Source organism: Polynucleobacter sp. HIN8, assembly GCF_030297615.1.
GTDB lineage: Bacteria > Pseudomonadota > Gammaproteobacteria > Burkholderiales > Burkholderiaceae > Polynucleobacter.
Window position 1 is genome coordinate 958,034 of sequence record NZ_AP028139.1, and the last position, 22,961, is coordinate 980,994.

At 46.1% G+C, this 22,961-nt stretch carries 23 protein-coding genes; 14 read left to right on the forward strand and 9 right to left on the reverse strand.

Going from position 1 to position 22,961, the window contains the following annotated elements; all coding sequences use genetic code 11:
* Positions 1–13 precede the first annotated feature (13 nt).
* On the forward strand, positions 14–1,543 hold the full coding sequence (locus QUE65_RS05100) for an AMP-binding protein (RefSeq protein ID WP_286282305.1): 1,530 nt from the start codon (positions 14–16) through the stop codon (positions 1,541–1,543).
* Here QUE65_RS05100 and QUE65_RS05105 read toward each other — a convergent pair.
* From QUE65_RS05105 to QUE65_RS05115, 3 genes are read right to left on the reverse strand one after another with little or no spacing between them, the layout of a single operon-like run.
* Entirely contained in the window at positions 1,540–3,156 is a 1,617-nt protein-coding gene (locus tag QUE65_RS05105) for a GMC family oxidoreductase (protein ID WP_286282307.1), read from the reverse strand. The genes QUE65_RS05100 and QUE65_RS05105 overlap by 4 nt on opposite strands.
* Before the next feature lie 9 nt (positions 3,157–3,165).
* Entirely contained in the window at positions 3,166–4,002 is an 837-nt protein-coding gene (locus QUE65_RS05110) for a beta-keto acid cleavage family enzyme (protein WP_286282309.1), read from the reverse strand.
* Between the two features lie 8 nt (positions 4,003–4,010).
* Positions 4,011–4,850, reverse strand: a complete 840-nt coding sequence (locus QUE65_RS05115; protein WP_286282310.1) for an IclR family transcriptional regulator — start codon at positions 4,848–4,850, stop codon at positions 4,011–4,013.
* A 111-nt stretch (positions 4,851–4,961) separates the two neighbouring features.
* Between QUE65_RS05115 and QUE65_RS05120 the strand changes: the two genes are divergently transcribed.
* The 10 genes from QUE65_RS05120 to QUE65_RS05165 all read left to right on the forward strand — a co-directional run bounded on the left by QUE65_RS05120 (position 4,962) and on the right by QUE65_RS05165 (position 14,619).
* Positions 4,962–5,531, forward strand: a complete 570-nt coding sequence (locus QUE65_RS05120; protein WP_286282311.1) for an acetyl-CoA carboxylase biotin carboxyl carrier protein — start codon at positions 4,962–4,964, stop codon at positions 5,529–5,531.
* Positions 5,528–7,012: a pyruvate carboxylase subunit B gene (locus tag QUE65_RS05125; protein ID WP_286282312.1), complete on the forward strand. Its 1,485-nt coding sequence runs from the start codon at positions 5,528–5,530 to the stop codon at positions 7,010–7,012. The genes QUE65_RS05120 and QUE65_RS05125 overlap by 4 nt, the downstream gene beginning before the upstream one ends.
* A gap of 123 nt (positions 7,013–7,135) precedes the next feature.
* Entirely contained in the window at positions 7,136–8,419 is a 1,284-nt protein-coding gene (locus QUE65_RS05130) for an ABC transporter substrate-binding protein (RefSeq protein ID WP_286282313.1), read from the forward strand.
* Complete coding sequence (locus tag QUE65_RS05135; RefSeq protein ID WP_286282314.1) at positions 8,416–9,189, forward strand: ABC transporter permease; 774 nt, start codon at positions 8,416–8,418, stop codon at positions 9,187–9,189. Before QUE65_RS05130 ends, QUE65_RS05135 begins: the two co-directional genes overlap by 4 nt.
* 27 nt (positions 9,190–9,216) lie before the next feature.
* Positions 9,217–9,993 (forward strand): ABC transporter ATP-binding protein, encoded by a 777-nt coding sequence (locus tag QUE65_RS05140; RefSeq protein ID WP_286282316.1) that lies wholly within the window; start codon positions 9,217–9,219, stop codon positions 9,991–9,993.
* A 5-nt stretch (positions 9,994–9,998) separates the two neighbouring features.
* The gene (locus QUE65_RS05145; RefSeq protein ID WP_286282442.1) at positions 9,999–10,778 is read left to right on the forward strand and encodes a sulfite exporter TauE/SafE family protein; all 780 of its coding nucleotides are present in this window, start codon (positions 9,999–10,001) and stop codon (positions 10,776–10,778) included.
* 129 nt (positions 10,779–10,907) lie between these two features.
* Positions 10,908–11,288: a nuclear transport factor 2 family protein gene (locus QUE65_RS05150; protein ID WP_286282318.1), complete on the forward strand. Its 381-nt coding sequence runs from the start codon at positions 10,908–10,910 to the stop codon at positions 11,286–11,288.
* Positions 11,289–11,290: 2 nt separating this feature from the next.
* The gene (locus QUE65_RS05155; protein WP_286282319.1) at positions 11,291–12,679 is read left to right on the forward strand and encodes an NAD(P)/FAD-dependent oxidoreductase; all 1,389 of its coding nucleotides are present in this window, start codon (positions 11,291–11,293) and stop codon (positions 12,677–12,679) included.
* Positions 12,680–13,026: 347 nt separating this feature from the next.
* Positions 13,027–13,602: an HNH endonuclease gene (locus QUE65_RS05160; protein WP_286282321.1), complete on the forward strand. Its 576-nt coding sequence runs from the start codon at positions 13,027–13,029 to the stop codon at positions 13,600–13,602.
* A gap of 36 nt (positions 13,603–13,638) precedes the next feature.
* Positions 13,639–14,619 carry a DUF3108 domain-containing protein gene (locus tag QUE65_RS05165; RefSeq protein WP_286282323.1) on the forward strand — a complete coding sequence of 327 codons (981 nt, stop codon included), beginning with the start codon at positions 13,639–13,641 and terminating at the stop codon, positions 14,617–14,619.
* A 4-nt stretch (positions 14,620–14,623) separates the two neighbouring features.
* Here the strand turns inward: QUE65_RS05165 and QUE65_RS05170 are convergent, their stop codons facing one another.
* From QUE65_RS05170 to mltG, 6 genes are read right to left on the reverse strand one after another with little or no spacing between them, the layout of a single operon-like run.
* Complete coding sequence (locus tag QUE65_RS05170) at positions 14,624–15,106, reverse strand: ion channel (RefSeq protein ID WP_286282325.1); 483 nt, start codon at positions 15,104–15,106, stop codon at positions 14,624–14,626.
* Positions 15,107–15,165: 59 nt separating this feature from the next.
* Positions 15,166–15,879 (reverse strand): ankyrin repeat domain-containing protein, encoded by a 714-nt coding sequence (locus QUE65_RS05175; RefSeq protein WP_286282327.1) that lies wholly within the window; start codon positions 15,877–15,879, stop codon positions 15,166–15,168.
* Positions 15,876–16,664, reverse strand: coding sequence for a TatD family hydrolase (locus QUE65_RS05180; protein ID WP_286282329.1), 789 nt, complete (start codon positions 16,662–16,664; stop codon positions 15,876–15,878). Before QUE65_RS05180 ends, QUE65_RS05175 begins: the two co-directional genes overlap by 4 nt.
* An 11-nt stretch (positions 16,665–16,675) precedes the next feature.
* Complete coding sequence (locus QUE65_RS05185) at positions 16,676–17,815, reverse strand: DNA polymerase III subunit delta' (protein WP_286282331.1); 1,140 nt, start codon at positions 17,813–17,815, stop codon at positions 16,676–16,678.
* A 53-nt stretch (positions 17,816–17,868) separates the two neighbouring features.
* On the reverse strand, positions 17,869–18,504 hold the full coding sequence (gene tmk / locus QUE65_RS05190) for a dTMP kinase (RefSeq protein ID WP_286282333.1): 636 nt from the start codon (positions 18,502–18,504) through the stop codon (positions 17,869–17,871).
* A gap of 4 nt (positions 18,505–18,508) precedes the next feature.
* Positions 18,509–19,576, reverse strand: coding sequence for an endolytic transglycosylase MltG (gene mltG / locus QUE65_RS05195; RefSeq protein ID WP_286282334.1), 1,068 nt, complete (start codon positions 19,574–19,576; stop codon positions 18,509–18,511).
* 99 nt (positions 19,577–19,675) lie between these two features.
* Between mltG and ygfZ the strand changes: the two genes are divergently transcribed.
* The 3 genes from ygfZ to QUE65_RS05210 are packed head-to-tail and all read left to right on the forward strand — an operon-like array spanning position 19,676 to position 22,952.
* The gene (gene ygfZ / locus QUE65_RS05200; protein WP_286282335.1) at positions 19,676–20,608 is read left to right on the forward strand and encodes a CAF17-like 4Fe-4S cluster assembly/insertion protein YgfZ; all 933 of its coding nucleotides are present in this window, start codon (positions 19,676–19,678) and stop codon (positions 20,606–20,608) included.
* A gap of 17 nt (positions 20,609–20,625) precedes the next feature.
* Positions 20,626–21,483: an NRDE family protein gene (locus QUE65_RS05205; RefSeq protein ID WP_286282336.1), complete on the forward strand. Its 858-nt coding sequence runs from the start codon at positions 20,626–20,628 to the stop codon at positions 21,481–21,483.
* Positions 21,484–21,485: 2 nt separating this feature from the next.
* Positions 21,486–22,952, forward strand: a complete 1,467-nt coding sequence (locus QUE65_RS05210) for a protein adenylyltransferase SelO (protein WP_286282337.1) — start codon at positions 21,486–21,488, stop codon at positions 22,950–22,952.
* The last annotated feature ends 9 nt before the right edge of the window (positions 22,953–22,961 follow it).

Consider the following 22,961-nt stretch of genomic DNA (forward strand, 5'->3'; position numbering starts at 1 on the left):
TAGAGCCTGTCAATTGCATCAAAACGCTGGTCATCTCCAATCGGTATTGCAGTACTGGGCGCAAGAGCAAGCCAATCAGGTTTTGTTGTATGCACCTGAGCCAAATTTAACGATCACCTACCAAGCGCTTTTAATTGAAGCAGAGCATCTTCATACATGGTTAGATGCTCAAGGAATTAGCCCCTATGGCCATATTGGGCTCTTTATGCACAATGGTCGACAAACAACTACGCTTTTTCTGGCCACCATGGTTGGCGGTCGAGTGATTACCCCATTTAATTTATTAGCCCCTCCAGAGCAACTCGCATATGCATTAGATCACAGCGATATTGAGATTTTGTTCTATGCACCAAAAAATCGTGATGCTTTACAGGCAGCGCTGCCGAATGTAAAGCGTCGTTTTTTGATGATTGAACTTGATCCTGATGCGGCAGTTGGTCCTTATATGGACTCCCAGGCTAAAACTTTACCGCCAGTAAAACCAGAGCAGGGTGCCTTACTGATGTACACCTCAGGAACCACTGGTACCCCAAAGGGGGTTCTCTTAAATCATGCGAATCTGATGCATGCTGGCAAGTCGGTTGGTGCATGGCATTCACTCAGTCAGCGCGATATTGTTCTTAGCTCACTCCCGATTTATCACATTAATGGTCAATGCATTTCCACCATCACGCCGTTTTATACCGGTGGTGGAATTGTTGCGCCTCATCATTTTTCGGTAAGTGCTTGGTGGAATCTAGCTGTGCGTTACCAAGCAACATGGATCAATATGGTTCCAACCATCATCGCTTATCTTATCAACGCGGCCAAGTCATCGGGGATTAGGCCATCAACCGAAGATCTTAAATCCATACGTTTTGGACGCTCTGCCTCAGCGCCATTACCTCCTGAGCAACATAAAGAGTTTGAGGCGTTATTTGGAATAACTGTCATTGAGGCGATGGGGATGACAGAATCATCATCAATGGTCTTTTGTAATCCCCATGACGAGCGAAAACGTTATGGTAGTCCGGGTCTTCCTTGTGGGGTCGAGGCAAAAGTAATTGATAGTTCTGGAAATGAAATCAGTAATCAATTGATTGGAGAAATTTGCCTTCGCGGTGCAAACGTGATGCACACCTATTACAAGAATGATGTTGAAACTCAAAAGGCATTTGATGCAGATGGCTGGCTTAAAACCGGAGATCTTGGGATGCGCGATGATGATGGGTTTTATTTCATTACGGGACGATTAAAGGAACTCATTATTAAAGGCGGTGAGAATATTGCCCCGCGCGAAATTGACGAGGGACTCTTAAAGCATCCAGCCGTTCTTGACGCTGCAGCGGTTGGTATTCCGGATGATAACTATGGCCAAGAAATTATGGCCTGCATCATTCTCAAAGAAGGGGCATCGTGCTCTGAAGAAGAGCTTCGGGGATTTTGTCATCAAAACTTGGGAAAGTTTAGAACTCCCAAAATCATGAAATTTGTGGAAGAGCTGCCGCGCGGTGCTTCTGGCAAGGTCCAACGTCTAAAACTATTAGAGCTTTTGACGGTTTAGACTCGGTTATTCTGATCTTGCAAGATTAGATCGGCCGCTCTCTCACCCATCATGACGGCAGGCCAATTCGTATTTCCGGAGGGAAGGGTGGGCATTGCCGAACAATCAACCACACGCAATCCTCCCACTCCCCGAACCCGTAATTCACAATCTAGTACTGCATCTTTTTGTTGAGATGGTCCCATCTGGCATGTTCCAGTTGGATGAAATATGGTTGCCCCATTATTTCGACAAAATTCAAGCAGATCCTCATCGGATTCTGCCCGTTCTGGCTTGATCTCTCGACGGATTAGGCCTTGCAAGGGGTTTGTTTGAGCTATTTTTCTTGCAAATTTGACTGCCGCTATGCTGGTAGCGCGATCGTGTTCCGTGGTTAAATAATTTGCAACAATTTTGGGTGGTATGAATGGATCTGGGGAAACAATCTCGATATAGCCTCTCGACTCTGGTCGTAACTGGCACACGGACATTGTGAATCCTGGAAAGGGGTGCACCTTGCCCCCCGCCATATCTGCAGATAGGGTTGCCAAATGAAATTGAATATCTGGCGTTTTTGATTGTGGCATCACTTTTGTGAATAAACCACCCTGATTAATTCCGATTGAAAGTGGTCCAGACCGAAACAGTAGCCAATCTAAACCAATCTTGATTCGACCCATGAGGGATGACAATTCCACATTGGTTGAGATATTTTGATTCAATTCATAAATCAATCGGTATTGCAAATGATCTTGTAGATTTTTACCAACCCCTGGTGAGTCATGAACGATTGGTATCCCAAATTTCTGCAACAAATTGGCTGGGCCAATACCAGAAAGCTGAAGTAATTGCGGGCTTTGTAGTGCGCCAGCACTGAGAATAATTTCCTTCTGGGAAGCAATTTGATGCTTGCTACCCCCTTGAATATACTCGATACCGACTGCTTGTCGATCCTTAAAAAGAATCTTGCTCACTTGAGCGTTCGTAATAATGCGTAGATTTTGACGAGACTTAATGGGCTTTAAGTACGCTTTGGCAGCGCTACACCTTAAGCCATTGTGCGTGCTTAATTGGTAGTACCCAACCCCCTCTTGTTGCAAGTTATTGAAATCGTCGGTGGTGGGAACCCCTAACTGATTAGCGCTTTTGATAAACGCTTCGACTAGTGGGTGGGTCTTTTTGATGGATGATGCGCGCAAAGGACCGATTTGAGAGTGAAGCGGCTCTCCGAGACGGTCATTTCCTTCAGCTTTTTTAAAGTAGGGCAGTACCTCATCCCATGACCATCCATCATTCCCTAAATCATGCCAATGGTCATAATCTTCTTTCTGACCACGGATAAAAATTAAGCCATTGATTGAACTAGACCCTCCCAAACACTTGCCACGAGGCCAATAAATCGGTCGATTATTCATTTCGGGGTCTGGTTCGGTATGAAACTTCCAATTTACGGATGGGTCCCACATGGTTTTTCCATAACCGATCGGTAAGTGGATCCATGGCGAATAATCAGGAGGACCAGCCTCAATGAGGCAAACGGAATGCTTGGGATTTGCTGAAAGCCGATTTGCTAAAACACAGCCGGCAGACCCAGCACCAATGATGATGTAGTCAAAGGAGCGAATGGAAGACAAGGGGAGGGCTCAGTGCGTTAGACGAAGACCTAATATTTGACGTGCTTGGGCTCCGGTAGCAACGGGCCTGCCTCGATCGCGTGCCATCTTGGCAAGACGCCCAACGAGCTCCGCATTATCTTTGGCCAGTCGGGTCTCATCAAACCGAATGTTATCCTCCAAGCCAGTCCGCACATGGCCTCCAAGTTCAAGCGCCCATTCATTAACAACCAACTGATTTTTACCAATGCCGGCCGCCGTCCAGGTTGCATTTGGCATCACATCTTTTAATTCCTTAATTAAAAATTCAAGAATCGTGCGACGCACCGGCATCGCGTTCGGTACGCCCATCACAAACTGCACATGTGGAGGCGGCAACAGCAGGCCTTTCTTCACTAAATTAGCAGCGTTATAGAGCATTGCTAAATCAAAGATTTCGACCTCTGGTTTAATTTCATACTTGAGCATTTCACTAGCAAGGCCTTCGACAAAGTCGGTTGGATTTTCATAAATACCCACCGGAAAATTAGTTGAGCCCGTTGCCAGTGAGGCCATATCCGGTCGATGAAAAAGCATTGACCCTCTAGCAGATTGATCGCGTCCGCGGCCACCCGTTGAGAACTGAATAATCATGTCGGGGCAGTGTTTCTGGACACCTTCTTGGACTTGTGCAAACAAATCAGGATCCGAACTCGGCGTTTCATCCGGATTGCGAACATGAATGTGAACGAGAGAGGCACCAGCTTCATATGCTTTATGGGTTTCCTCAATTTGCTCCGTTGGAGTCACTGGCAAGCCTGGACAATCCTTCTTGCGTGGCACTGCACCAGTAATTGCAACAGTGATAATGACTGGTTGTTGATTCATACAAACTCCTATTTCAATTCAATATCTTCAACAATGCTTTTTTCAATCTCAAGCGCTGCGCCACGAAGTAAAAGGACCGATTTTTCAGCAAGCGCAAGATTAAAACGGGGCGTTGGACCATGTGCTGCGAGCGCAGCAAACACCTTTTGCTTTTGATCACGGACCGGAACAGCGACACAGACTGATCCCTCAAGGTACTCACAATCATCTAATGCATAACCTTGTGAAATGATTCTATCGATTGCCGGTAACAATGTTTTGTAATTAGTCATTGTTTTTGCTGTATAGCGGTCAAAAGGCTCGTGCCCTAAAATGCCACGAATTTGTTTTTCAGTGAGAAACGATAAAAACAATTTGCCGCTTGCTGTGCAATGCAGAGGTACTCGCATACCAGAATCGATATGCAAGCGAATCGGTGCTGTGGTTTCAATCCGATCTAGATACAACACCTCGTTGCCATCACGAATATTAAAGTTACAAGTTTCACCTAGGGTAGTAACTAAGCGTTTGATAATGGCAATTCGTTCTGACCGCACTGAATCGCTAGCTAAAAGTCCTATACCCATTTGGCGAAATTTGGCACTTGCTTGAAAACGACGTCCGTGTAAATCGCGCTCAACGAGGCCCTGTGCCAGCAATATATTTAATAGACGAAAAACCGTGGGTTTTGCAAATCCTAAGCGGGAGGAAATTGCCTCCAGAGTTAAAGGAAACTCAGAATTAGCTACTGTTTCTAGGATAAGCAAAACCTTCTCGGCCATGCTCGATTTGCTAGTTTCGAGTCGTGTAACCGTCGCCAAGCGTTTTGGGACATCGCTTTTTGTATTTAATGCGGTTGAACTGCTCATTTCGATATTAAGTTCCAAAATGACTGGAAAAGAATTAGGTATAAACCCTTAAATTATTTCATCAGACGATACTTTATATTCCATCTAAGAGAATACATTAATTCGATCCCCGTGGCGACTTCATCAAAAAAACAGTCGGACAAGACCAAATCAGCCCGTAAGAAGGTTCTGGCGACAAAGCCGAAGCCCATAGTCGCCCAACCTGCGACGTCGCTCACCATGCAGCAAGTTAAAGAAGCAATTGCCTTACTGAGGGATGCTGGGACGTTCACGACGTTTTCGTATCGCACTCCAGAGTTTGAAATTGAAATTGAATTACAAAAAAAGATTGAGTCTCAACCGGTTGCAGAAGCGGTTTTGCAACCGGCCTTAACCGCTAGTGCTGCAGTACCTAAGGTGGCTGAAATCCGCCAAGCTCAATCAGAAACACACCCAACTGGGTTTTTCGAGATTAAAAGCCCGATGGTGGGAACTTTTTATCGACGACCCAACCCAACTGCAAAGCCTTATGTTGAGGTGGGTAGCAGGGTTGAACCAGATACGCCAGTATGCATTGTTGAGGTGATGAAGTTATTAACTACCATTCCAGCTGGAGTGCGTGGACACATTGCTGAAATTTGCGTTCCTGATGCCGCCAGTATTGAAACTGGTCAGGTGCTTATGCGGATTGACCCATCATGACCATGCAAAAAGCCACGAAGCCACGGGTCAAAAAACAGCCATTTCAAATGATTGACGTCACATTACGTGATGCCCATCAGTGTTTATGGTCAACCCGGATGACGACTGCACAGATGTATCCAATTCTTCGACAAATCGATACCTCTGGTTATCAATACATCAATATATTAGGCGGCGCGGTATTTGATGTGATGGTCCGGTTTTTACGTGAAGATCCGTGGAAACGAATGACTTTTCTTAGCCAACAGTTAAGCACACCCACTGATGCCTTGACTCGAGGACAGAGTATTTATACCTTTGAATTGTTTGCGGATGACGTGGTTGACCTAAACATCCAGTTACTGGCTCAATCGGGGATTACGGTATTAACGGTCTACGATGCCTTGAACGACAATCGCAACATTATTTCATCCGTTCATTCTGGTAAAAAAAATGGCTTACTCATTAATGCAATGCTGACCTATGCCTTAAGCCCGGTTCATGATGATGCATATTTTGTCGAGCGCGCAAAAGAGTTAGTTGATTTAGAGGTTGACTTCATTTCAGTGAAAGACCCAACTGGGTTATTAACCCCAGAGCGAGCCAAAACGCTGTTTCCAGCTCTTGTCCACGCAGCACAGGGAATGCCCCTGAAGTTACACTCGCATTGTCAGTCAGGGTTGGCCCCTTTAGTGTACGAGGAGGCTATAAAAGCAGGATTTGATTACGGGTATGTAGCCACCGATTGCTTGGCAAATGGTGCTTCCTTGCCCTCTGTGGTTGAGATACTGGAGTTGGCACAACGCCATGGTCGAGATCCAGCAATGAATATTCATGCGCTGCAAGCGGTTGATGAATATTTTGACTGGGTCTGTACTCGTGATGGTCTGCCCCGCGGCGTGAAACAGACTGTAGATCCCGCATTGTATGAACATCAAATTCCGGGCGGAATGATTTCAAATCTTCGCGCACAGCTGATTACTCTGGGCATCCCGCATCGAGAAAAAGAGATATTGGAAGAGACAGCGCAGGTGCGCAAGGACCTTGGCTATCCAATTTTAGTGAGTCCATTTGCACAATATATTGTGACTCAAGCGGTTTTAAACGTGATGCAAGGTGAACGCTACAAAACGATTCCAGACGAAGTAAAACTTTATCTAAAAGGACACTATGGAAGGCTGGCTGGAACACCAAGTCCTGAAGTGATGGCGCGAGCCAATGTGGACTATGACCCTAGCGAGCGCCCGGGTAATCGCATAGCACCAGCTATTCCTGCATTAAAGAAACGCTGGGGGAAGGGATGCTCGCCAGAGCAGCTCTGTTTGCATGCTTTTTATCCACCAAATCTTGCGCTGGGTTTAAAGGATGGGGCGACAGAGGCATTACGGCAGGGGGCCGAACTTCTTCCATTTAGGGAATTATTTACCTATCTGAGACGGCAAACCAACTTTTCACGAGTTCGAACTCGGTTTGGAAATGTCGAATTGACCATTTCACAATAATTAGTAAATAGCAATAGGGGACACCATGGAGATACAAGCAGTGCAAATATGCTAGATTGAGCGAATAAATTTCACGGTATGTTTTGATGTAGAAGTACTTGAATCAATGACAAGGAGACAAAAATGAGTCAATTAAATGTGAAGCGAAGAATTTTTAATACACTTGCTGTTGCAATGATGGCAGGGGCAGCCTTACCTACGTGGGCCCAAGGTGCACAGTTCAATGACTATGGATGGCCAACTTCGGCTAATGAAAAAATATCGGCTAAATCAGTTGCCTGGTTGAAAGAAAAGGGCTGGTGGCCAATTCAAGTTGCTTTCCAGCCGCCTTGGTCTGGTCAAAATACCATTAACTTGGTCATGGATAAAAGAGGTTTATTAGCCAAACGGGGCGTGGATGCCAAGTTTCAGGCATTCCCATCTGGTCCAGCAATTAATGAAGTGATCATTTCAGGCCGTTTTCAGTTCGGGAATGGCGGTAACTTTCCATTCACAACACTATTTGACAAAAACGTCCCCGTTAAATCGATTGCCATTATTAATGTCAACTTAATGCATGCAATCCTAGTGCCATTAGATTCGCCCATTAAGTCGATTGATGACTTTAAAAACCGTAAAGAGCCAGCCACTATTGGTATTGTTACCGGATCCTCGGCGGAGTTCTACATTCAAGCGGCTGCCAAAGTGCATGGCATTGTGGTTGGTAAAGACATCATTCTAAAGAACATGCCTCCTGGCGAACAAATGGCTATGCCTAAGGGTATTGATGCTGTGGTTCCATGGGATCCAACCCCATCTATCATGGTGAATGAGCGCAAGAACGCACGCATCATTAACGATAGCTTCCCCTATAACATTTATGGCTCATCGTTCTATGTCCGCCAAGAAGTAATTGACAACGCTCCAGACGTTGTTCAAGCCTTTACGGATGCAATCGTGGAGGCAACATTATGGATTCGCAAGAATCCAGACGAGGCTGTCAAAGCAATGCAAGAGGATCCAAATCTAAAGAACTTCTCTCCTCTCATTTTGCGTCAGCAAATTGACTCATATAACAACCTCTATAAGCCAACTTACCTCCATCCACTTCCACAGTTCTGGGGTAGGGCGAATGAGACCACCTATGAATGGTTATTTGAGAACAAGAGAATTCAAACAAAAGCAACAGCTGCTACCTACGCTGCCGCAGTCGATTCGCGCTTTATGGATCGTACCTTCGCAAAAGTAGGCTGGGCTATACCGAAGTTACCTCCATTTTTGCCCGCTACGTTTAATGCGCCATTGGATAAGATACCTTACCCAACCTATTCAACTCCGTTGAATACAACTAAGCCTCAGGCCTTTCCTGAAAGAGGTGATTTAACCAAAGATTGGTCCTTTGATGGTAAGGTATTCAAGAAACAATGACGAGTCTCTCATGGGTATTAAATCTTCGCCGATTAATTCTGCTAGCGGTACTGCTGTGTTGTTGGGAGTTCGCTAGCCGTTTTATTCTCGACAAAACCCAAGCAACGCTATTACCCCCGCCTACGGGGGTTTTAGCTGGAGCTGTTGAACTCGCCATGTCAGGCGAGCTCTGGAAACACATCCGCGATAGTTTGAGACGCGAATTTATTGCGTTTTGCTATGCGAGTGTGGCAATCCCACTTGGGGTGATGATGGGTTGTTTTAAATGGATCAATGAGCAAGTGGATCCAATTATTGAGATCCTCCGGCCCATACCTCCAATTGCTTGGATTCCTCTTAGTATTTTGTGGTTCGGGGTTGGCAATACACAAAATCAGTTCATCATTTTTCTTGGAATCTTTTTCCCAATTCTGCTCAATACAATTGATGCTGTAAAAAATGTTGAGCCTAATTTAATTCGAGCCGCTCGCTGCTTAGGGGCGAATCATTGGAATGTGATCACTCGTGTTATCTTGCGTGCCGCATTACCTCAAATTGTGACCGGTATTCGAATCGGTTTGGGCGTTGGTTGGATGGCACTGGTTGCCGCTGAACTGGTGGGTGCTAATTCAGGATTGGGCTTTCTAATTAATGATGCCCGAACAGTTCTACGAACGGATTTTATTTTGGACGGCATGATTGCTATTGGGCTGATCGGTTTAATTATTGATCGAATCATTCGCATTGCTGCTCGAAAACTGATGCCGTGGTCACGTGCTCTAAATAATTAATTTGCTCGAGAGAAAGCGATTTTTTAAATGTCAGCATTAAGCGTAAAAAATATTAGCAAGATATTTCCGGCACTCAATAATAAGAATCAATCCGTTCAGGCGCTGCAGGATGTTTCCCTAGAGGTTAATGAGAATGAATTTGTTTCAATCTTGGGTCATAGTGGCTGCGGCAAGACGACATTATTAAATCTAATTGCTGGATTCGAAGCGCCTACCTCTGGATCAATTTTCTGCGCCGGGAAAGCAGTTAAAGATCCAGGCGCTGACCGTTCAATGGTTTTTCAAGACTATGCACTGTTTCCTTGGTTAACAGTACGGGACAACATTGCGTTTGGACTGCATTTAAAGCGAATTAATTCAGCTTCGATTGAGCAGAGCGTGATGCACTTTGCTAACTTAGTTGGTCTTAGCGCATTCGTTGATAGCTACCCTCATCAACTTTCTGGAGGGATGCGGCAGCGCGTCTCGATTGCACGTGCGCTGGCTGTTAACCCTACGGTTTTGCTAATGGATGAACCTTTTGCAGCGCTTGATGCACAAAATCGCTCTATGATGCAACAGGAAATGATTCGCATTCTGGCTGAAGAAAGTAAAACGGTTGTTCTGGTAACGCATAGCATTGAAGAGTCGATTAATTTATCGGATGTCATTGTTGTAATGACCCGTCGTCCTGGTCGTGTGAAGGCGGTAATTCGTGTCCCTGAGCCTCGAAAGATGATTGAAGATACACCAAATTATCTTGAGATTCGTAAAAAAATACGCGACCTGATTAACGATGAGCACGATATAAGCGACACTGTTTGATTGCAGTGGACTGGTTCTTAGTTGCTCTGTTAGCGGCTTGTGCATTCTTAGCAGGCTTATTTCGTCGTCTTTCTGGATTTGGTGGTGCCATGGTGATGGCGCCATTGCTAATTGGCTTTTTCCCTTTGGTTTATGTAATACCAATCGTAATGACCATTGAATTGCTCGCCGGGATTTGGCTAGCAAAAAATTGGAAAGTTGAAAAAGAGGATCGACCACGGATTTATCGCCTCTTAATTGCATCTACTATTACGCTGCCTTTTGGAATCTACATAGGTGAACAAATTGATCCGCAGCACCTAAAAATTATTGCAAGTATTGCGGTGTTTTGGTTTTCACTATTTTTGCTTTTACAGCCTCATGTTCGACTTACACTGGGGTCTACTAAAGATCATTTGGCCGGCGCTGGCGCTGGGTTTTTATTGGGCTCCTGCGGTTTTGGTGGCCCGATTATTGCACTATATTTGGGGGCAAGCACGCTGGATTATCGACATGTGCGTGCTATTTTGTCTCTTGTGGTTTCGGGCTTAGCGCTACTGGGAATCATATTTGCTGTTTTATTTAATGAAAACCTTTCTTGGTTACCTTGGCTAACAGTCGGCCTTCCAGCGTTTATGTTAGGTTTTGTGGTTGCGAGCTATATTGATCGAATGGGATTGATGACGGAATCGAGATTACGTCGCTTCTCACTCTATTTTCTGCTAATCAATGCCTTGGTTAATGGGTTTATTAGCCTGCTTTTACTCAATGACCGAATAACTTTGCCCACATTGCTTAATGAATAAATGCTATTCAAAAATACCGATGATTATCAGTAAGGAGAGGAGGGTTATTTTTTATCATCTTCAATAAAAATACCCTCGAAATTTCTAAGAAATAAAATAAATTAACTTATCAAGAATGACCAATAAATCATGAACATCTCACCCCCAGTTACTATTCAAACTCTTCAGGCATTTTCAGACGCATGGAATGCACATGACATCGATGCATTGATGTCCTTTATGGCTCCTAACTGTATATTTGAGACAGTTTCCGGTTCTGATATTTACGGAAATCGCTTTGAAGGACATGCTGCAGTTCGAGAGGCATTTGCTGCTGCCTGGAAAAATTTTCCGGATGCACAATGGCTAAATGGTAAGCATTTTGTTGCCGGTGATCGTGGCGTATCCGAATGGCTATTTGTTGGCACTGGTGTAGATGGCAAACGAGTTGAGGCAAATGGTGTGGATGTATTTACATTTGCTAACGGTAAGATATTAGTAAAAAATGCTTTTCGTAAAATGCGAACATAGCAATGAATACAACCACCCTTGATTTAACCTCGCAGCTCTATAACCCACGTTTTGATCCTCTCGTAGATCAACGGGTTGGTCATGCAATGGCCTATGCACCAACGTATTGGGTTGCAAGCGCTGGATCGCCTCCACCAAATGATGGGCCCATCACACACGATATTGAAGCCGATGTTGTAATTGTTGGGGGTGGTTTTACTGGACTGGCAGCCGCTTTATTTTTAGCGCGTGAGCACGGGATTAAAGCCACTCTACTTGAAGCCAATCAATCCGCTTGGGGCTGTACGAGTCGCAATGGTGGACAGGGTCAAAATGCCAGTGGCCGTTTGTATCGATCCCAGTGGATAGAGCGTTGGGGTCTTGATGTCGCTAAACGTCTTGATGCCGAGATTCGAAATGGCTTTGAAACGTTTAAGAGTCTTGTGGCAGAAATTGACTGTGACGCCCAGGATCATGGCCATTTATATGTCGCTCATCGTGACAAAAAAATGGCTTTTTTAAGTAACGAAGCAAAAGTGATGCGAGAGATTTTTGGCTACAAAACACGCATGCTAACTCGATCTCAGTTGCAAGAAGAGTTTTGTCATGATCAGGAAGCGTGTGGAGCACTTTATGAGCCTGAGGGTGTTGGTGTTCATCCCTTAAAACTAGCATTTGGATATCAACGCTTGGCTCGCTCGTTAGGCGCGAAAATTCATACTGGAAGTCCAGTGATTCGTTGGTCGCAGCGCGATGGGAAGCATTGTCTGGAAACTCCCGGGGGTAAAGTCTACGCAAAAGTTGTTGGCTTGGCCACAGGTGCATACGGTGGGCAATCGCTAACACCTCATTTGCGTAATCGGGTTATGCCTATTTTGTCGAACTCAATGGTAACCCGTGTACTTACGGAATCAGAGCTTGCAGAGGTAGCAGTAAAAAAACCTGCTTTTATTACAGATACTCGCACATTGCGTTTTTATTACCGTCTTTTGCCCGATCGAAGAATGCAAATCGGTAGTCGTAGCGCCGTTCATGGTGCTGATGCAACCGCACCTAAACATTTGCAATTACTCCGCGACGGTCTTGCGCGAAAGTTCCCTAGCTTGAAAAATATCCCTGTGGATTACTCTTGGTGGGGTTGGGTCGATGTCTCCCATGACATGATGCCGCGTATTGTCCAGCCTGACCCCGAGCAATCCGTTTTTTATGCTTTGGGTTATGGTGGTAATGGCGTGTCCTTTTCAGCGCATGCTGGAAGGCGCCTTGCTCAACGAATGGCCGGTAAGTCCGATTCGGCATTTGATTTACCCATCTATAACTCACCATTGCCAGGACATTTGTTTGCACCGTTTCGTCGCTTAGGGCAATCTTTACTCTATCGCTGGTATTACTTAAGGGATGAAATTTTATAACTGAGTAATAATTTGTTTTAAATCAATAAGTTATAAAAATAACATACAATCAATGTAAAGCTCATTTAATGAGCTTCACCTAGACCACAATGGCATTTATCCAATAAGGAGAATGCCATGAAAAAGCTATCAGAATGGATTGTTTGGTTGGTATTTGCAGAGCGGCCAGGGGAGTGGGGTCGTAAAGAATGGGTGTGCAAGCGATTTGATTAAGGGCTGCATTTAATCAGTCGATTAAGCATAAATCCTCTAGGGGCTTGAAAAACGTCATCTTTTTATAGCAAACTTAGACTATATTAGGTATCAAGCGTGCAATGGCGCAAATACCATGGCAGAGAGGAGGAGTGGTGCTCAGCATTTTGAAGTTAGATGCGGGCGGTATCCCTCAGTGCTGGATTGATGCTGAGGATGCAACCCGACATTACGCGGATGACAGCGTCTCATGGACGCTGGGTGAACCCATCGCCGTCATGCGCGGAGGCATTTCACGCCTGACTGGCCGTCAATCGATCATTGAGCTGCACTCCATCATTGCCGTTAAAGGCTCTGCAAAAATTAATTTGTTTGATGTAGTTCCAGCCATTACAAAGCGCAAGCTCTATCGCCGCGATCGCGGACTTTGCGCATATTGCGGATGCCGAATCTCGGAGCATGATGCCGAAGCAGAGCATATTATTCCAAACAGTAAGGGCGGCAGCTACACTTGGATGAATCTCGTTGTCTCATGCCGTCCTTGCAATCAACGCAAAGGGAATCGCACGCCCGAGAGAGCGGGGATGAGCCTTCTCTACGCCCCTTATACGCCTAGTTTGTACGAAGATATGATTTTGAAGGGCAGAAATATTTTGGCCGATCAGATGGATTTTCTAGCTGCCAATTTGCCAAAGGATAGTCGCATCTTGCAAGACCCCTTTTGGGTCTAATTGATTGCTAGCAGCAATCGTTGACTTAAATCGCCGATGAACGGTTTGCGCCTACTCAAGCCGCGCACAATTGTGCTGCTTGCGATATTAATATCCGTTTTCATTCACCTTTATATATTCATTGGATTTCCTAGTTTTTTATTCTCGAAGGCCGCACCACTTGAGGATGTGACTGTCGCCGAGCTTCGGGTAGAGCCCATTAAGAAAGTTCAGCTAAGTAAACCAGCCGCGCCCGAACCGAGTATTCGTGATCAAAGTTCGAATGCTGTGGGCGATGGTGTCGTTATTGAATCTGGAAGCGGTAATGGTCAGGGCCAAACAGAGCAGGAAGGGCAAGCTTTTCGGGTTCCTGATCCGGGGATTTATTATTACGACGCCTATCTCGATGGGCAATACTTACAAACAGCCTCGATCGAGTGGCAGTTTGATCCTAAGCTTGGCTATCGCTTGTTTATCAATATTCCTTACGCATTTGTTGGACCCTTTATTTTTGAATCCAGAGGAAAAATTGATGCATACGGATTAGCTCCTGATTTTTATGTAGAGCACCTTGGGAGTCGGCCAGCTCGGTTTACCCGCTTTGATCGAGATGGCAAAGGAGGAGGGAAGTTGTTTTTCTCCCAAAAACCAGATCAATTGAAAGAGATTCCACCTGGCACCCAAGATCGCTTTAGTCTGATGATGCAATTGGCTTCCTTACTTGCTGGAAATGACCAGATTGATGAAAAAGGAACCGTGCGTGAAATCCCGATTGCTAATCTGGATACCGTTGAAACCTGGCGCTTTCAAAGCCAAGGCGAAGAATTATCGGATGCAGTTTCAACTCTGGGCCCCACAGTGCTACGGCATTACAAGCGTTTGCCTGTAAAAGAAATGGATCACAAACGAAGAAATGATATTTGGTTAGTTAAAGATTTTGGCTGGATACCGGGAAGGGTGCGTCTTGAAAATGAAAAGGGCAGAACCTTTGAGCTCTTTCTAAAGCAAGTTGACCCAATCGCTGATTTACCCAAATAAACGCTTATTGGATCTTTTTCTTGCGAATGATTTGACCAATCATATTAAAGAGAACGGCTCCAGACATCGAGGCAGCAAAAATGCCGCTGAAGGCAACAACAATCGGTAAGATTTTCCAGTTTTCGGGTAATGGAAAGGTTCCGTATCCAACCGTGGTGTACATCTCACCAGCAAAATAAAATGCGTTGATATCAACCTCAAAAATATTGAGTGCAATTAACGCATAGGTCCAAATGATGATATCCACGATGTGGGTTATAAATACGATCCCCACAGCCATCATATAAAACGGGATGGATAACCAAAACATCCCAGTGTGATCTGCCCAATCGATTAAAACCTGATAGATCTTACCCACCAACAATATAAATAATGCATGGGCAACTAACATGGCAATCGCCGTTAAAAAGACAATATAGAGTTCGCTGAGTGGCAGGCTATTGCCAACTTTCTCAAAAAGGGTAAAGAAGTTTGGTAGGTCTGCCACGGTTATTTGACGGTTCGTCTTTTATTTGACATAATAATGATTATACGCAGATAAAGATATTAGCCCTTAGGCTTGGATTCAACGCTTACAGGCTTTGGACCCCCTTCATATTTGGTCTTGTAAAGCTTCTCCCAACGCGAACGCAGACCCCTAGATACCTCTTCCTGATTAAATAAATCAGCAACATCAATCGCACTGAATCCTTGGTGATTGCGGATTTGCAGATCAGCCCCACGGTCAAGTAATAATCTGACCAACTGAATATTGCCCGAGCGAACAGCCATCATCAAAGGGGTTGTATCGCTATCAGACAAGGCATTCACCTGGGCGCCCTTATCCAATAGAAACTCAGCAATCTGTAGGTGACCATTGGTGCAAGCGTAATGCAGCGGTGTCCAGCCAGATTTATTGATAGTGGCTGCCCGTTTATCAATTAAAGTCTTTACCTCTGGCAAAAGCCCATACAAGGATGCCATCATTAAGACGTTTTCACCTGAAAGGTTTGGCTGATCCACATCCAAATTCTTCAGGGTTAAAAGGTAGTCTAGGGTTGTGCGCGAGTTCTCCCTCACTGCGTAGACCGTAATTGGATTTCCACCCCGGACTAATAAATTAGGGCTTATGCCCTCTTGCAGTAACTTTTTAACTTGTGCAAGGTCGTCAAATTGAACAGCGCGGGCCATACGATCAGCCTGTTCTTGGGATTGGGCTGTTGCAATACTTGAAAATAAACTAAGGGCGGTAAGAACAATAAAACTGCGGCGTAGCATCATGAGTAACTTCTATTTAATTGAAAACACTGAAAAAAATTATTTGTAGTGTGCTGGGCTATTTGCTCAAGCGTTTCACCACGTAATTGCGCAATATAACTTGCAACATGCGCTACCCAAGCTGGTTCATTGGTTTGACCGCGATGCGGTACAGGAGCCAAATACGGTGAATCGGTCTCAATGAGCAGTCGATCCAATGGCAATGCCTTACAGGTCGCCTGAAGATCTTTGGCATTCTTAAAGGTGACGATTCCGGAAAAAGAGATATAAAACCCAAGCTCAATCGCCGCCTTGGCTACCTCATAAGACTCTGTAAAGCAATGCATTACTCCGCCAATTGCGTCAGCACCCTCTTCGCGCATAATGCGCAACGTATCCTCCGAAGCAGAACGCGTATGAATAATTAAAGGCTTTTTGGCTTGCAAGGCAGCGCGAATATGGGTCCGAAAGCGCTCACGCTGCCACTCCATCGATTCGTAAGATCGATCTCCCATCCGGTAGTAATCAAGCCCGGTTTCTCCAATTGCAATCACCTTGTTGTCTTTGGCTTCCTCAACTAAAAACGCAAGGGTTGGCTCTGGGGTATCTTCGTAATCCGGATGAACGCCAACCGAGGCAAATAAATTTGGGTAGGTGTGAGCCAGTCGCTTCACCTTAGGGAAATCTGGAATATCAACAGAGATGCAAAGTGCGTGACTCACCTTGGCTCGCACCATGTTTTCTAATACCTCAGGAAGGCGATTTTGATACTCTGGGAAATCGAGGTGGCAATGCGAATCAATCAACATAACCGCTAATTTTAGTCCCCAAAGAGCTGTTGATATTGCAAGAGCATGGATTCCATTTGCACCCGTGTGGACAAGGGGTGATTCTCATGGCGACGAGCGAGTGTAAGGGTTGACCAAAGTCGCTGCGCTTTGGTTAATTGCAGTTGAGATGCGAGCTGACTAATTCGTTGTGCGTGCCGGCGGTAATAGCGCACCTCCCCTAGCTGATATGACAGTTGCAAATCAAAGAGCCAGCGTTGCATACACACCAATAATGCGGAATATGGGGCTTTCTGAACCTTCTCAGCGCATTCAAGGTAGCCAATTTTGGGTCCGTTACTCAAGGCCTCTACTAGTATTCGTGTGGAATTGATGGCTAGACCAACGCCATCTTTATCATCCCCTAAATGCCTAGCAACGATCTGGTCCCTTGCGCTCAAGGGTGCACCAGCTTGTTCATCAATTGTGGCCTCTAGCTCCTCTGCACGAACGGCATCTGAGAGAAGTATTTTCAGTTCAGATTCCAACCAGTTAAGCGCCAGTTCTCGACTTGGTTTTGGCAGGGCAATGAGTTGGCAACGCGATCGTATGGTTGGCAAGACGCGATCAAGACGATCGCTAACTAGGATAAAGATCGTATCAGGATTAGGTTCTTCAAGGGATTTCAGTAAGGTATTGGATGCATCCTCGCGCAGACTTTCCAGTGGATAAATCAGAATAATCCGTTTGCCGCCCCGGTGTGAACCAATGTTGATACCGCCAAGCACTGCCCTAAGCTCATCAATTTTGATGAACGCGCTCTCTTTTTTTCTATCGCCATCGTCTTGACCCTCTGGGGCTACAGGATCCATTTTGGGGCTACCCTCAAGCTCCGCTTGAACTAAGCGGCCTTTTAAGCTTTGGGGCAACAAAGTAATACAGTCTGGGTGATTACCAGTATCAAACCAGCGGCAAGCCTCACAGGCATTGCATGGCTTTTGCCCTGTGGAGAACAAATCAGCCTCACAGAGCAGCGCCTTAGAAAGCCAGCGCGCAAAATCAAATTTGCCTATTCCTGGTTGACCATGAAACAAAATAGCTTGAGGCATTGACTCCAAATCAAAGGCTCTACCAAGCGCCTCGAACCATGGCAATAGCTTGACGGATTCGTGATGCGAATTTTCTATGGTCATGGGATTTAGATAAAATCTATCGACAATTAATTTATATAAATCATTAACTTAGATTAATAATTCAACTGAATTTCTGATAAGTGCTTCCAGATGCGCTCTGGTGATTGCTGGGCATCGATCACCACAAAACGCCCGGGATCAGACTTGGCGCGGCGCAAGTACTCGTTACGAACCTTCTCAAAAAAATCAAGATCCAGACGCTCGAACTTATCGGGGGTTCTGGCCTTGGAGCGACGCTCCTGCGCAACGTGCCCAGGTAGATCAAATAAAAGAGTGAGGTTTGGCTGAATTAAATCTGCCCCCCTCCTCTGCACCAGAGTCTCAAGGGTATTAAGGGTTTCAAGACTTAATCCCCTCCCCCCACCTTGATAAGCAAAGCTGGCGTCAGTGAAGCGGTCAGAAATCACGATCTTGCCGGATTGCAAGGCAGGCTCGATAACTTGAGCCAGGTGTTCACGTCTTGCAGCAAACATTAATAAAGCCTCGGTCTCAATGTGCATGGGCTCTTGCAATAAAAGCTGCCTGAGTTTTTCTCCCAACGGGGTACCGCCCGGCTCCCGAGTGAGCACTATCTCTTGCTGTGGATAGCGTTGTCGTAGATGATTTGCAAAGGCCTCAAGGTGTGTGCTCTTCCCGGCACCATCGATGCCCTCAAAGCTAATAAAAAACCCAGAGCGATGAATAGGCATGAAGTTATTTCGCTGTCTTGGTCGACGATTGGGTGGGCAAACGCTGGTACCGATCAACAGCGGCCTCGTGTTCCTTCAAGGATGCAGAAAAATGGCTGCTGCCATTACCCTTTGCAACAAAATACAGCGCATTCGTGGGCGCAGGTTGCGCAGCGGCGATGAGCGATTCTTTAGAGGGCATTGCAATTGGGGTTGGAGGTAAGCCATAGCGCATATAGGTATTGTAGGGAGTATCGCAGCGTAAATCCGTTTTTCTGATATTGCCATCAAATTGCGGTCCAATTCCATAAATGACGGTGGGATCGGTTTGTAACATCATCCCTTTCTTAAGCCGATTATGAAAGACGCCCGAAATTAATCCGCGCTCAGAAGCCTGCCCTGTTTCTTTCTCAACAATCGATGCAAGGATCAGTAATTGATATGGGCTCTTTAGGACCTGATCATTTGCATGGCCCTGAAGGTAAAGATCCCATGCATTTGCTAATTGTTTTTGCATACCAGCGTAAGCCCGTTGATAAATACTTAAATCCAAATCATCAGGATCAAATACATAAGTATCTGGAAATAACCACCCTTCCACATCCGGCTGAGTAAGGCCTAAGAGTGTGGCAAGCTGGGCTCCGCTGGCCGATTTCGTTTGATGAATGAGTGCTGGGTGCGTATCAATGGCAGCTCGTACTTGCCAAATGGCCATTCCCGGAATGATCTTCACCGATTCACGGACTCGCTCGCCCCGAGCCATTTGCAGCAAGATCTGGCCTAAGCTTGCATTTACCGGGAATTCATAGGTACCTGGCTTCAGTGATGTGCCGACACCTAGCGATCGGGCGCCAATTTGGAAGGCCCAGCTTGGAACCCTGATTCCTTGCTCCTGCAACTGAGCTGCAATTTTTGAGACCCCTGATTTGGGCAATACCTTATACCGGGCGGTAGCATTTGTACCATCGGTTTGATTAGCCAGGGCAGATTTAGCTGGCACCACTCCCCATGTAAATAGCACGAGGTAATGCAAACAAACAATCCCGATGAGCAAGCCAAGCCCGAGGCCCAAAAATCGTTTACTTAGAGTCATGGCATGAAATATGGATTTAGAGGTCTTAGAAAGTTTCTGTACATAGCACTATGATAAAAGCCTAACTTAGTACACGACCATCATGAACCGATCCACACCATGAATCCACCAACCATTTGCCGTTTACCAGACTGGGGCTTGATTCTCGTTGAGGGGCCTGATGCGAGTTCTTTTTTGCAAGGCCAATTAACGAATTCAGTCCTTGGATTAAGCCCCACTTCTTCTGGAGCAATAGCCCAAGGAAGTTCTGCGGCACGGTTAACGGGGTACTGCACAGCAAAGGGTCGTCTACTTGCTTCTGCGTGGATCAGCTTGCATTCATCCCCTGCGGTGACGCAATATGCCTTGTTTGTCTCACGCGATATTGCGGCAGTTTTTGCAAAACGCTTGACCATGTTTGTTTTGCGCTCCAAGGTGACGGTACGCGACATGAGCGAAGCGTGGTCGATTTATGGGGCTCTTGAGCCGATAGCGCAGGCACTTCCCCATCTTCCCGCCGATGCAATCGCCCTGGCGATGCAAACCCCAGAAGATAGCAATCTGATGAAACGAATTGTGTTTGCCTCACAGATGACGGTTGATGCGCAAGCCAATGCAAGTGCCTGGAATATGGCTGAGGTCCTTAGTGGAATCCCTCGAATTGTGGCGGCTACCCAAGATCAATTTGTGCCTCAAATGGTAAACCTCGAATCCGTGGGCGGGGTCGATTTCAAGAAAGGGTGCTACCCAGGTCAAGAAGTAGTTGCCCGTAGCCAGTATCGAGGCGCAATCAAACGACGCCTCTTTTTGGCAAAAGCACAAACTCCCATCGAGTCCTGCCCGCCAGGAACCGAGATTTTTCATGAGGAAGATCCTGGCCAGCCGGCTGGCATGGTCGTGCTCTCAAGCCCCAATTTGAATAATCCTCTTTGGATCGATATTCAGATTGAATGCAAATCAGAGCTTGCTCAAAGCAGCAAACTTCACCTTGGTGAAGCTAGCGGCCCCAGTCTGGAGCTAGGAAAACTACCCTATTCCCTCGTTGAGATTTAATCAGGCATAGTATTGGTATGTGCCTCATTTTATTTGCCTGGAAATCGCACCCAAAATACCCGTTGGTGGTAGCCGCCAATCGGGATGAGTTTTATGAACGTAATACCAGTGGTATTGGTTGGTGGCCTGAGCACCCAGATGTATTAGCAGGTCGAGATCATGCCGATGTGATTGGTAGTCCCGGTACTTGGTTAGGGCTTAATAAGCATGGCCGATTTTCTGCGCTCACCAATGTGCGCTCTCCGAGTGAGAAAAAGCCGGATGCCAGAACCCGGGGTGAACTCCCCTTTTTATATCTAACTAGCTCTGATAAACCCAACCACTTTATTGATAAGCACAGTAAGCGCTTTGACCAATACAATGGTTTTAATTTATTGATGGCCGATTTGAGTGATCCGAATGATCCTCAAATGCATTGGGTAAGCAATCGTGTGGTGATGGGCAAATCAGTGCGTCCTCGTAAAACTTTCCCAAGTCAGCCTCTTAGTCCAGGTGTGTATGGGCTATCGAACGCCATGCTCGATACACCCTGGCCTAAAGTAAATCACCGCATTGCTGCATTTGCTCAAACCCTAGCGATGGATGGTGGAAGCTTAAAGAATGCCGATGCCTATCTGCACTTATTAGCCGATGACCATCAGGCTCCCGAGCAAGAGCTTCCGAGCACAGGCGTTAGCTTGGAATGGGAGAAAGCACTTTCTGCTGCCTTTATTCGAACAGAACACTACGGCACGCGCTCAAGTACTATTTTGCGGGTTCGCCAGGATGGTAACTACGAGATGGTTGAGCGGCGGTTTGATGCCAACGGCGTGATTGCGCACGACGTGATTACCGGTAATTTAATTGGCTCAGCGTGGGCTAATTACTCGGTATAGCAATGGCCTTTCCCCTCCAGGGTGACGATACATGTCAATCGATTGCACCTACACCCCTACCAGAGCCCTATTGGGTCGGATTCTCTTCTGCGCTTGGGCAAGAACTGGGCATTCCCCTCAATGACACTGGCTTACCTTCCGATCCACGCTGGTTAAGCGTCTTAAGTGGGAACGCGCTCGAAGTCGAAGAGCACCACTTTTCAAATCCAATCGCAACAGTATACAGCGGTCACCAATTTGGTATTTGGGCCGGTCAACTCGGCGATGGTCGCGCCATTCTATTAGGCGATATTGGTCCTTACGAGATTCAATTAAAGGGCTCCGGTATTACTCGCTACTCGCGCATGGGCGACGGCCGAGCGGTATTGCGTTCATCGATCCGTGAGTTCTTAGGTAGTGAAGCCATGTATGCGCTTGGTATACCAACTAGTCGAGCATTGGCGGTTACGGGATCCAAAAAACCAGTGATGCGTGAGACCTTGGAGACCGCTGCGGTATGTACTCGCTTGGCACCCAGTTTTCTGCGCATTGGTCATTTTGAGCATTATGCGGCTGCGCGCCAAACGGAGCATCTCACGCAATTGGCGGACTATCTCTTAGATAAACACTATGAGGAGTGCAAAGATAGCGACGATGCCTATCTAGAACTATTTAAATCAATTAGCTATCGCAGCGCCGAACTCGTTGCACATTGGCAGGCAGTGGGCTTTTGCCATGGCGTCTTAAATAGCGACAACATTAGCGTTTTAGGGCTCACGATCGATTACGGCCCATTTGGAATGATGGATCGTTTTCAAATGGATCACATCTGTAATCACAGCGATTCTCAAGGCAGGTACGCCTATCATCGGCAACCTCAAATCATGCATTGGAATATGGCGTGCTTGGCAGGCGGTATGTTGCCTTTGTTGGAGAAAACCGATTCAACCGAAGTGGCCCAGCAGAAATTGCAAACTGCGCTTGAGCAATTTCCGACTCAATACCGGCAGGCGTGGTTAAAACGTTTTCGAGCAAAACTCGGGCTGCACGAGGAGCATCCAAATGACTTCCCCCTCATCGAGAACTTATTGCAACTCATGCATCAGAATCGGGTGGATTTCACGACAACGTTTCGTCTTTTTGCCGAAGTCCAATCCATGGCTAATGACCAATCTAATCCATTGCGCGACCACTTTATTGACCGCCAGGCTTTTGATGTTTGGATGCAAAGCTATTTGGATCGATTAAAACTTGAACACTCCTCTGATCTGGTTCGCCAGAGTGCCATTCTTAAAACAAATCCAAAATTCATCCTACGCAACTACCTCGCACAGCATGCCATCGAACTCGCCCAGCAGGATGATTTTTCAGAAGTCCAAAAGCTCTTGCATATCCTTGAGAATCCTTACGCAGAGCAATCGGAGTTTGAAGCTTATGCAGCACCGCCCCCTAAGGAGCTTGAGGATATTGTCCTGAGTTGCTCGTCTTAATCCTTCTTT